We start from the raw sequence: 10,981 nt of genomic DNA, 5'->3' as shown, positions 1-10,981 counted from the left end.
ATCAACGTCGTCACAAGGCTCAGCTTGTCGACATCTTCCCTGACGTCTGTCGATGGACCGAATTCCTTCAGAATCTGCCGGAATTCGTTTCTGAGCGGCCCTCTGGTGACGGCGTAGATGGCGCCGAAGAAAACCAGACAATAGGCAAGTGTCGGAATCCATTCGGCCGGCTCGTTTCGCCTGAGGATCGGGGTTTCATATATCAGACCCGCTACAATCGTCGTCGTGCCCGCGAGCAATACCGCGGCCACTTTCACCGGGCCTATATAGGTTACGTATAGGCCGGGATGCGCGATCGCCTGACGCAGCAGGGCAAAATCCGAATAGACAAGCGGTTCACGAAGTTCGCGGACCTTGGCGTTGTTGACGACGACAATGCCCAGAAACACGATGATGATGAAAACTGCCGAAAAGACCGGCCGATAGGTCACCATGAGAATGGAAACATAAAACAGAATCAGCGGCATAGCCGCCAGCAGCCCGACCTTGTGGAGAATCGGCGTCCTGCTTCGCCGCGGCTTGACGAAACGCTCAAGGATCAACACCGCGGCAAAAGCAGTGATGAGCCCGGCAATACCGGCGACCATTAAACATCCCCCATGGGAACCAAGACTACTCTTCGCTCAAACAACGAGCATTGGCCCCCTACCGCGAAATCGTAAAAGCAAAGGCCGGCAGGATCAAGCGGACAAGCCATTCCGGCAGTATGTTGAGACACCGAATTCCCACAGCAAAAACAACGGGATGGGTAATCCTGGCCTTGTTTCTCGCCAACCCGCTCCTGATCTTCATCGCGGCCTCGGCCGGCGTTATCAAAAACGGCTTTGGACCGCTCAACCGCCGGCTCATATCCGTCTCGACATAGCCCAAAATCACAACGCTGAGCCTGACCCCTTTTGGGGCGAGCAAATGCCGAAGAGCCAGCACATAGGTCTCCAGACCGGCCTTGGAGGCGCTATAGGCCGGGCTGAAGGGTAGCGGCACCAGACCCGCGAGCGAGCCGATGCCGGCGATCTGACCGTGTCCCCGGGCCGCCATCAACCCGGCGACCGGCCCGATCGTCCGGAGCGCGCCCATGAAATTGGTTTCGGCGGCACGCCGGGCCGTATCCCAGGGCTCAAGACCGTCGAGCGGCGAAATACCCGAGGTGACACCTGCATTCGCGATGAGCAGATCGATCGGATGGGCAGCATCGAAGGCACGCAGAACCTCCTCGATCTCCGGTGTGGTGACGTCGGCCAGGAGGATTTCGGTGTTGGCGCCTTTCGCACGGCAGTCGTCGGCGACGCGGCGCAGCTTCACTTCATCGCGTCCGACGAGACCGAGCGTAACTCCTTGCGCTGCATAGATATTCGCCAAGGCGGCGCCGAGCCCCCCGCCCGCGCCCGTTATGACCACGACGCCGGGCTTGTTCAATGCGCTTCTCCCGGCCGCCACCTAGGCGACCGGACACTGCAGCAGCAGCATCGGCGCGTCGTGCCGCAATTGGGCGGTGCGGGGCAGTTCCACCTTGTCGACGCATTCGAAACCGCGGGCTTTGTAGAGGCTGAGCGCCGTTTCATTGTCGCCCCAGGCGTGCAACGTCATGCTTCCGCATCCGGCCCCGCGCGCGAGTTCCGCGGCAAAATCCAGCAAAAGACCGCCGACGCCCTGACCGCGCATGGATTCATCGACCGCCAGCGTATTGATGTAGAGGCTTCCCGGCACGTGCTCTTCAAACAGCGGCCGCACCGGGTCGAGGCGGTCGCGCGCGAGTACGCTGTATGCCAGCTCCGGCAGCCCGACCTGTTCGGCCGGGAACGCCACCAGGCAACCGACGACGCGGTCGCCGGATTCGACCAGATAGGCGTTCTCGAAATGATAGGGGCTTTCGGCGTCGCCCACGCCGAGGGCCAGCGCATCGCGTGCCGTCAGCCCGGGATAAGCATCGTCGAACAGGAACTCGAACAGCCCCTCGCCCGCCATCAGGAGAAAACGGACGAGATCATCCAGATCCGTCGCGGTTCCAATTCTCACATCCAAGCCCAAAGCCTTCACCTCGTAACAGCCGGAGCGTCGTCAGGACACCCCGATCAAGTGCGCCGTCGGATCATGCCTGCCACGCCAGACGGCCGCGCCATCGTCGGCGTGCCGCAGATCATCGAGCGGCAAATCGATCGGTCCTGCCATGCGTTTTTCGTGGCAATCCGCGATTTCCGGCATAAGCCGATCAAACCATGCCCTCATATCCCCGCCAAGAGACTCCAGCCGGATATCGTATGAAAAGCGACCGTCCGGCACGGGAGCGAAGGCGGCGACATGGATCGTGTCGACCGGAAATTTCGATATGCCGGGCGGCGAAAGCCATATCGCGACCTCGTCGCGCATCGAAACGGACCGCGGCGCGCCCGTTCGAACCGCGTGGCCGGCGGCGCGCAAAACCGCCGAAAGCCTGGCGGCATCAGCGCACTTGTCGCTTGCTGCCAGAACGGCGATCCGAAACCGATTTTGCAGGAAATCCGTCACCGCATGGCGGAGCGCTTCGGCGATGCCGCGGTCGCCGATCGCAATGACCGGCTGCCCGAGACTTTCCGTCAGGGATGAAGCCCGTTCGCGACCGTCCGTCATCAGGATGTCGTATGCGGCGGCATTCGCACGCCAATCGCCGTCGCCGGCGCGGATCCAGCCGATCTTGAGTGCCATGGGGCCGAGATTTCGCGCAAGCGCCATTGAGAAGGACGGCAAGCGCGACACGACAAGGTCGTAGCCGAAGAGGTCGTATTGCCTGAAACCCGAAGTCTTGAGCACCGCAAACTCGGCGAATTCGGCCTGCAGCGCCTTTGCCGCCCCGCCTGCCGCCTCGTCCCCGCTGTCCGCCAGAAAGGCCACCGCAGGCCGCCGTCCCCAGTCGAAGCCCTTCGCTGCACCGAAAAGGCCGAGCCAGGCCAGCCGGCGGCTGCGATAGCCGTAGCGGGCGCGGAGAACGCCAAGGCTGTGGCGGTGCCACAAACGGCGGCGGCGGAAACTCGAGCGCTTGGTCCGCGTTGCCCCCATCAGGTGAAGGGCCGAGACGTCGTTGAGGGAAACAGACGGAAGGCCGAACCGGGCCGCCGCCTTCAGCCCCAGATCGACGTCTTCATAGGCATAGAGATAATCCTCGCAGAAGCCGCCCATTTTCAGGAATTCCGCGCGGTTGCAGGCAAGGACGGCACCGGTCACGACGGGCATCCGGCAGGGCTGCGCCGCGCGCAGAGCATCGCGCGGACCGGGCGAAGCGTCGTAGGGCGCGGTCCAGTCCTGCCCCGGACTCCACCTGAAGCGCACGCCGATTTGCGGGCGCGGTGTCGTCTGCCCGCCGGCCTGCCCGTGAAGAAGCTTGATGCCGACCAGACCGCCCGTCGCTTGAACGCCGGCGACGATGCGCGGGATGACGTCTTCGGTGAACTCTATGTCGTTATTGAGAAACAACACGATCTCTCCCCGCGCGATTTGCGCGCCGCGGTTGCAGGAAAAGGCGAAGCTGAAATTCCGGTCCGGCTTGAGATGGCGAATGTGGAAATGCGCACTCGTATCGCGCAGGACCTCCGCCGTCGCGTCGTCGGAGCCGTGATCGACAACGATAATCTCGATGTCCGGCCAGGTGTTGCAAGCCGCCAGCGACGAAAAGAGCGCCCGCAGCATCTCGCCGCCGTTCAAGGTCAGGATGACAATCGAAACGAGCACGGGCTCGGGCGGCGGCAAATCGCCGGCGAGGATGCCGGCGCTGTCGGCAGGCAGATCGGCCGGGCGATGCGCGGCCCGGAAGTTTTCGAGCGCAACCACGTAGCTCGCGCGCGCCGATGCAAGCCGCGCGGCGGTTTCCAAGGCTTCAACTGCGCGGGAGAACAATGACATGATGGACGGCAAGTCTTTGAAAGTTCTATAGATTGGATGGAATCGCGCGCCGAGAATGCGGCAAAGAAACCCGCGAACAAAGGCCTTAATCCGGAACCGCCCGCATGACCAGCCCTTCGACCTTCAATATGCGCCAGGGCACGGTGAGGCAGCCCGCATCCTTTGCGGGCATCGGCCTTCATACGGGGCGCCACACACAGGTGACGGTGATGCCGGCACCGGCGGGTCAGGGCATTCGCTTCCGGCGCACCGACAAAGGGGGCAAGGGCGCGGAATTGCAGGCGGATTGGCGCCACTGCGTCGATTTTCCCCGCTGCACCATGATGCAGGCGCCGGGCGGCGCCAAATTCCAGACCATCGAGCATCTGATGGCGGCGCTGTTTGCGCTCGAGATCGACAATGCGACCGTGCTGATGGACGGCCAGGAAGTGCCGATCATGGACGGGAGCGCCGCACCGCTTGTCGAGGCGATCGCGGCGGCCGGCCGGGCGGAACAGGACGCGCCGCGCCAGTTCCGAAAAATCGAGCGGGCACTGACAGTTACCGACAACCGGATTTCATTGAGCGTCGAGCCTGCCGACCGCTTCATCATCGACTACACGCTGGAGCTGCCCTATTGGGGCACGCAGCACTGGGCGGGCGAGGTGACGCCGGAGAGTTTCCGCCGCGACATCTGCTATGCCCGCACCTACGGCATTCTTTCGGTTATCTGGCCGGCGCTTATTCTGGGCAAGCTGCGCCTGATCCCGCTGGTGCGGGGCGCCTCGCTCGGCAATGCGCTGCTGATGTACAAGGACCGGGTGCTGAACAAGGGCGGGTTGAAAAGCCCGGACGAATTCCTGCGCCACCGCATCATCGATCTGGTGGGCGACCTGGCGCTTGGCGGGGGGCCGCTGATCGGCAAGGTGACGGCGTTCTGCTCCAACCACAAACACAACCGGGCGCTGCTGCGCGCGATCGAGGCCGAAAAAACGGCGGAATTGCGCGCTTCCTAGTTGCCCACCAGCGCGTATTCGGCGAAGTCGGGGTGGCGCATTTCCCACCAGTATCTGGCGGTGAAGCTCGACCAGTTGTTGGTGACCTTGCCGTCGGCGGTCTTGTACCAGCTCGAACAGCCGGCCGCCCAGACCGTCTTTTGCATGTCCTTCTGAAGCGCGGCGTTGAACGCCGCCATCGCTTCCCTGCGGACGTCGATGTAGCGCAGCTTGCCGTTCTGCAGGGCCTCGATGCACTGGCCGATATAGTTCACCTGACACTCGATCATGAAGATGATCGAGTTGTGGCCGAGATTGGTGTTGGGCCCGTAGAGCATGAAAAAATTGGGGAATCCCGCCACCGCGACGCCGCGATGGGCCTCGGCGCCGCGCGCCCAGACCTCGTTGAGATCGGCATTGCCGCGGCCGACGATCTTCATCGGCGCCAGAAAATCCGTCGATTCAAAGCCGGTCGCGAAGATGACGACATCGGCGGGATGGGAGACGCCGTCCTCGGTGACGACCGCATTTTCGGTGACGCGCGCGATGTGGCTCGTTTCGACGGCGACATTGGGGCGCGAGAGGGCGGGAAACCAGTCGTTGGTCAAGAGGATCCGCTTGCAGCCTGCCGGATAGTCCGGGGTCAGCTTCCTGCGGAGCTCGGGATCGGCGATGTGGGCCTCGAGCTCCTTCAACGTGGCTTTCTCGAACATCTTGCCGAACCAGCTGCCTTGCGTGAAAGCCAGGAAGTTGCGCTCCAGCATCAGCCAGGTCAGCCAGCGCTGGGCGCGGACGAGCCAAGGCATTGAGCGGAAAAGCCTTTTTTCGCGTTCGGTGAAGGGGCGATCAGCCTTGGGCACGCACCAGTTGGGCGTGCGCTGGAAGATGGTGAGCCGGCCGACCTTCGGCGCGATTTCGGGGACGAACTGGATGGCGCTGGCACCATTGCCGATGACGGCGACGTTTTTGCCTGTCAAATCAACGCCGTGGTCCCAGCGGGCCGAATGGAAGGCTGCGCCCTTGAAGGCGTCGAGGCCGTCGATTTTCGGGAAGGCCGGACGGTTGAGCTGGCCGACGCCCGAGACCAGCACATTGGCCGCGATTTCCTCGCCCGAAGCGGTGCGGATGCGCCAGAGGCCGGCGGCTTCGTCGAAGCGGGCTTCGGTCACTTCGGTGTTGAAACGGATATGCGGCGTGAGCCCGTATTTGCGCGCAACGCCCTCAAAATAATCGACAATTTCGGCCTGCCCCGCAAATTTGCGGCTCCAGTCGGCCTTCGGTTCGAAGGAATAGGAATAGAGCATCGAGGGCACGTCGCAGCCCGAGCCTGGATAGGTGTTGTCGCGCCAGGTGCCGCCGACGCTCACGCCCTTTTCGAGGATGGTGAAGCTTTCGATGCCGGCTTTCTGCAGCCTGATCGCCATGCAGAGGCCCGCCGCGCCCGCGCCGAGGATGGCAACGCTGAGCGGGCGCTGCCTGACGTCGGGTCCTGACAGGATGTTGTTGAGCGACTGCGACACGCGGCTTCTCCCTTGTTTTCAAACGGTTTTCACCGCCTGCCCGGACGCCGCAGGCGTCCTAGGGTGTATGCCCTAACCTCTACATCAGGGCGCAAGGGAGTTCAACATGGCGGGCAGCGCAACGCCCGCGCCTTTTCCGCATGAGAGCCGCCGGTGGGGTAGACCGGGCAGAGCGGAAAAGACGCGGGCGTCAGCCCCTCAAAAATCAGAACTTGTAGCCGACGCCGAGACCGACGATCCAGGGATCGAGATCGACATCGGCGGTGACGGCGCCGCCGTTGATCGACACATCGGTGCTCAGGAAGATCTTTTTGACGTCGACATTGGCGTACCAGTTGTCGGTGAGCGCGTAGTCGACACCGGCCTGCAGCGCGTAGCCGAGGCTGTTTTCGTAGTCGATGCTGGTGATGCCGCCGCCCGGTGCGTCCTCGTTGTAGAAGAAGGTGTAATTGAGGCCGGCACCGACATAGGGGCTGAAACGCTCCTTCGGCAGGAAGTGGTATTGCAGCGTAAGTGTCGGCGGCAACAGGCTTACTTTGCCCAAGCTGCCGGCGGCTGTGTGCGAGACGTCGTGGCGCGTGGTGGCCGCGATCAGCTCGAGCGCGATGTTGTCGGTGACGAAATAGGAGATATCGACTTCCGGCACCCAGTCGTTGGAGACGCTGACATTGCCGCCGATGGAGGTCGAGGCATCCTCGTCCGGAATGACGCCGAGGAGCCGAGCGCGGACCATGATATCCCCGGCCGACTTGCCGCTAAAGCCTTGCTGCGCTTGCGCTTCCGGCGCCGCTGCCATACCGGCGAGCATGCCGAGTGCCAGCGCCGCGACTGCTGTGCGGGATTTCGTCGTGCGTTTCATTTGAGCTTCTCCGTGAGGCGGCACCGGACCCCCCGATGCGCGGTGAATTCGTCTTCCTCACATTCGCCCAATATCCATATTTTTTGAGTGGTCATTTCGCCGCATCGGCCCGTCGCGATGTCGCACCCCCGGCATCGCGGCGCGCCGGGGCGCGGCCTGCTAAGTGCCTGTATCGCCTTGCAGAATATGGAGGTAGGTGCGGACCTGCTGGACGAAATGAACCGCCTGCCCGCCCCGCGCCGTGCCGTGGCGCAGGTTGTTGCCCGGATTGGCCAGCTGCGGCAGGACGCGGCGGAGATCGGCCCAACTGTTCTTGTCGCGGCCCTGACGCTCGGCAAGGGCGCGGGCATCGAGGACGTGACCGAGGCCGACATTCCAGGCGGCGAGCGCGATGTAAGTGCGGTCGGGCTCGGCAACTTCTTCCGGCATTCTCTCTTTCAGATCAGCGAGATAGCGCGCGCCGGCCGCGATGCTGGCGGCGGCGTCGAGCCGGTCTTCGACGCCGAGACGCTTGGCCGTCGGCTTGGTCAGCATCATGAAGCCGCGCACCCCGGTGGGGCTCCGCGCCTCCGGGTCCCAATGCGATTCCTGATAGCCGACCGCCGCAAGTAGTTGCCAGGACAGGTTATTTTCGCGCGCGGCGCGGCGGATCTGCTTTTCGTAGAGAGGCAGACGGTCCTGCACCGCCTGCTGGAAGGCGCGCAGATCGACATAGTCGAAACGCGGCAGGAAGCCGAAGAAACGGCGCTCCAGCGCGGCGAAGCGGCCGGACTTCTTCATGCCGGCAAACCAGTGCCGCAGCGGGTCGACGAGATCTTCGGAGCCCGGCGCAACAAGCCAGGCGACCGGGAAATCGCCTGTCAGTTCAAAGGCTTGCATGAGCTCGGGGTAATAGGGATTGACGATCTGGAGGATGCGGGCGTCGCTGAGCGCGCAATCGAGGCGGCGGGCGGCGACGCGCGACAGCAGGGTTTCGGTGTTTTCGGCGACCTGGAAATTCCTGAGGCCTCCTTCAGCGAGCGCGGCGGCGCCCGGCGAACCGGCGGCGGCGGCGAAACGCAGCGCCGCCAGATCCTCGATTTTCCCTGGTTTTTCAACAAGTTGGCGGTTGCAGACCACGAGCTGGCGGGTGGTGGCGTAAGCGGGGCCGGCGGCGAAGGCTGCCTTGCGGTCCTCGTCGAACGCGAGGCCGGCCGCCGCGACATGGCCCTTGCCGACGGCCAGCGCCCGCACAAGCCTTTGTTCCGTCGAATAAATCCGGAACTCGACCTCGACGCCGAGCGAGCGCCCAAGCGCCAGCATCGCCTCGTATTCGAAGCCGGTGAGGCCCTCGACACCCTCGTACCAGGTGGTGGGGCCAAGCCGGGTGAGCACCACCAGCTTTCCATTTTCCTTAATGGATTCAAGACCTTGATCGACCGATGGCACATAGAGGCGGAGGAAGAGCGTGTGGCCGGCGCCGAAGAGAAGGACCAGCGCGAAGACGAGCCAGGGAAGCCGCGAGCTGCCGCGCGGCTGCCAGGCGCCGGGCGCGCGCAGCCACGCCACAAGACCGGCGGCCCAAGCCCTTGATTTCGCGACGATTTCCGACAAGCGCGCCCCGCCCCGATTGCCTCTGCCGGGGAAGAATAGCACGGGCCGGGGGCGGCGATGCGACGGCGGCGGCGGCGGCGGCGATTGTGACAGTTCCGTGACAGCGGAAATGACTGCGGACCCCCCCTCTGTCACGAAACTGTCATAAAACTGTCACAAACGGGATTTCTGTTGATCCGTGTACGGATGATTTGCGGTTTGCGGCATGGGTTATCTCCGGGAACGGCATGTTTTATCTCCGCGCGGCGGATGCGGCGGACACGGATTATCCCCGGTGCGAAAAATTTTATCGCCGGTTGCGGCGGGTGGAGCGGCGGGAGGCGCTTTTTTGCGGTGCCCCCGCCCCTGCCCTGCCTCCATGCGCGGCTTTCGTTTGGGGGTATAGTCTTGCCCTGGCCCTGCGGCGATGAGACGGGATGCGATGGACGATCCTTACGAGACACTCGGCGTGGCGCGGACGGCGAGCGAGGCGGAGATCAAGGCTGCCTTCAAGAAGCTGGCGCGGCAGTTTCACCCCGACCTGCACCCCGGCGACAAGGCGGCCGAGGCGCGGTTCAAGGCGGTTTCGGCGGCGCATGACCTCCTCAAGGACAAGGAGAAGCGGCGGCGCTTCGACGCGGGCGAGATCGACGCGGGCGGCGCGGAGCGGCCGCAGGAGCGCTATTACCGCGACTTCGCCGATGCGGGCTTTGCCGGCGGGCCCGGCGCGCACGCGGCCGGCGACGGCTTTGCCAGCAATGAAGAGCTGAACGATTTCTTCGCGCGCGCCTTTGGTGGCGGCGGCGGCGGGATGGGCGGGATGGGCGGCGCGCGGCGCGGCGGCGCCGGCTTCAAGGCGCGGGGGCAGGACGCGAGCTATACGCTGCCGGTTTCCTTTCTCGACGCGGCGAACGGCACGATCCGTACACTGACGATGCCGGACGGCAAGACATTGAACGTGACCATTCCCGAGGGCGCGGAGGACCGGCAGATGCTGCGGCTGAAGGGCCAGGGGATGCCGGGCTTTGGCGGCGGGCCGGCGGGCGACGCCTATGTGGAACTGCATGTGGAGCCGCATCGCTTTTTCCGCCGCAAGGACGACAATATCCATGCCGACATCCCCGTGACGCTGAAAGAGGCGGTGCTGGGCGCGCGCATCGAGGTGCCGACGATTGCGGGGCCTGTCGCCATGACGATCCCGAAGGGGGCGAACACGGGCATGGTTTTGCGGCTGCGCGACAAGGGCGTGAAAAACCGGAAGAGCGGGACGCGCGGGCACCAGATGGTGACGCTGAAAATCGTGCTGCCCGAGGGCGAGGAGCCGGCGCTGGCCGAATTTCTCGAAGGCTGGGAACCGCGCATGCCGCAGGACCCACGCAAGGAGATGGTTTCATGACCGGCATCGAGGAGCTTGTCGGGCGGATCGAGGCGCTGCAGCGGCGCGACCTCGAGGCCTGGATCGCCGAAGAGCTTGTGGCGCCGCGCGAGGAAGCGGGCGCGCTCGTCTTTTCGGAGATGGAATGCGCGCGGGTGCGGCTTATCTGCACGCTGCGCTATGAACTCGACATCGAGGCGGGGGCGCTGCCTGTCATCCTGTCGCTGCTCGACCAGCTTTACGACACGCGGCAGCAGCTCATGGCGCTGACGGCGGCTGTGGCGAAGCAGGATGAGGCTGTGAGGGAGGCTGTGTTGCGGGGGATGGGGGAGTGAGGGGGATGGTTTGTGTACGGCTGAAAAGGCGATGCGGCAGAAGTTGTCGTTGTTGCTACATTGCGGGCCGAATCAATATGGCTGATGACAGCCAGAGTTAAAGACCTAAACTGCTTAACTATGAACGAGAAATCATCAGAGTCGCATATTCTGACAGAATCGACTAACGCCGCTCACGTCCTCGCAGGCTTCCGCTACCAGCTCCTGCAGAGCATTGCGGCTTTGATCACGCTCGGAGAAAATGAAACCCTGCATCTCGAAGTCTCGGAGGATTTCTCGATTACGGCTCCGGGCCGCGCGACCGACCATCAGGTGAAGAACTCCCAAGCGGTAGCGGGGCCCCCTTCCTATAGTTTGCAATCCGGCTTGGTCCGAGATTGCCTCGCGCGATTTTGGGAGGTGAGCAGCGACGGTTCAGTGGAACGCCGTCTTGTATTCATGGCGCGGGGTGGTGCTGCGGTTGAACGGGGATT

11 protein-coding genes are annotated in these 10,981 nt (G+C 63.7%); 4 read left to right on the top strand and 7 right to left on the bottom strand.

Annotation, left to right across the window (positions count from 1 at the left end; all coding sequences use genetic code 11):
- From WEB61_RS14820 to WEB61_RS14805, 4 genes are all read right to left on the bottom strand, one after another.
- A partial coding sequence (locus WEB61_RS14820) for a hypothetical protein (protein WP_368065115.1) occupies window positions 1-587 on the bottom strand: 587 nt, incomplete at its 3' end.
- A gap of 58 nt (window positions 588-645) precedes the next feature.
- The gene (locus WEB61_RS14815; protein WP_368065114.1) at window positions 646-1,416 is read right to left on the bottom strand and encodes an SDR family NAD(P)-dependent oxidoreductase; all 771 of its coding nucleotides are present in this window, start codon (window positions 1,414-1,416) and stop codon (window positions 646-648) included.
- Between the two features lie 21 nt (window positions 1,417-1,437).
- Complete coding sequence (locus tag WEB61_RS14810; RefSeq protein WP_368065113.1) at window positions 1,438-2,028, bottom strand: GNAT family N-acetyltransferase; 591 nt, start codon at window positions 2,026-2,028, stop codon at window positions 1,438-1,440.
- A gap of 30 nt (window positions 2,029-2,058) precedes the next feature.
- Window positions 2,059-3,843 (bottom strand): glycosyltransferase family 2 protein, encoded by a 1,785-nt coding sequence (locus WEB61_RS14805; RefSeq protein ID WP_368065112.1) that lies wholly within the window; start codon window positions 3,841-3,843, stop codon window positions 2,059-2,061.
- A gap of 134 nt (window positions 3,844-3,977) precedes the next feature.
- Between WEB61_RS14805 and lpxC the strand changes: the two genes are divergently transcribed.
- Entirely contained in the window at window positions 3,978-4,868 is an 891-nt protein-coding gene (lpxC, locus tag WEB61_RS14800) for a UDP-3-O-acyl-N-acetylglucosamine deacetylase (protein WP_368065111.1), read from the top strand.
- On the opposite strand, the gene WEB61_RS14795 is transcribed toward lpxC, so the two are convergent.
- The 3 genes from WEB61_RS14795 to mltF all read right to left on the bottom strand — a co-directional run bounded on the left by WEB61_RS14795 (window position 4,865) and on the right by mltF (window position 8,819).
- Window positions 4,865-6,367, bottom strand: a complete 1,503-nt coding sequence (locus tag WEB61_RS14795; protein ID WP_368065110.1) for a flavin-containing monooxygenase — start codon at window positions 6,365-6,367, stop codon at window positions 4,865-4,867. The genes lpxC and WEB61_RS14795 overlap by 4 nt on opposite strands.
- 205 nt (window positions 6,368-6,572) lie before the next feature.
- Window positions 6,573-7,226: an OmpW family protein gene (locus WEB61_RS14790; RefSeq protein ID WP_368065109.1), complete on the bottom strand. Its 654-nt coding sequence runs from the start codon at window positions 7,224-7,226 to the stop codon at window positions 6,573-6,575.
- A gap of 159 nt (window positions 7,227-7,385) precedes the next feature.
- The gene (gene mltF / locus WEB61_RS14785; RefSeq protein WP_368065108.1) at window positions 7,386-8,819 is read right to left on the bottom strand and encodes a membrane-bound lytic murein transglycosylase MltF; all 1,434 of its coding nucleotides are present in this window, start codon (window positions 8,817-8,819) and stop codon (window positions 7,386-7,388) included.
- Between the two features lie 421 nt (window positions 8,820-9,240).
- On the opposite strand from mltF, the gene WEB61_RS14780 reads away from it, so the two are divergent.
- The 3 genes from WEB61_RS14780 to WEB61_RS14770 all read left to right on the top strand — a co-directional run.
- Window positions 9,241-10,194 (top strand): DnaJ C-terminal domain-containing protein, encoded by a 954-nt coding sequence (locus tag WEB61_RS14780; RefSeq protein ID WP_368065107.1) that lies wholly within the window; start codon window positions 9,241-9,243, stop codon window positions 10,192-10,194.
- Window positions 10,191-10,508 (top strand): hypothetical protein, encoded by a 318-nt coding sequence (locus WEB61_RS14775; RefSeq protein ID WP_368065106.1) that lies wholly within the window; start codon window positions 10,191-10,193, stop codon window positions 10,506-10,508. Before WEB61_RS14780 ends, WEB61_RS14775 begins: the two co-directional genes overlap by 4 nt.
- Window positions 10,509-10,592: 84 nt before the next feature.
- Window positions 10,593-10,981 (top strand): hypothetical protein (locus tag WEB61_RS14770; protein WP_368065105.1); only part of this gene is annotated, 389 nt, incomplete at its 3' end.

Source organism: Parvibaculum sp. (assembly GCF_040882025.1).
Lineage (GTDB): Bacteria > Pseudomonadota > Alphaproteobacteria > Parvibaculales > Parvibaculaceae > Parvibaculum.
The sequence above is the reverse complement of the archived record's forward strand: the minus strand, read 5'-3'. Positions and strand labels throughout refer to the sequence as shown.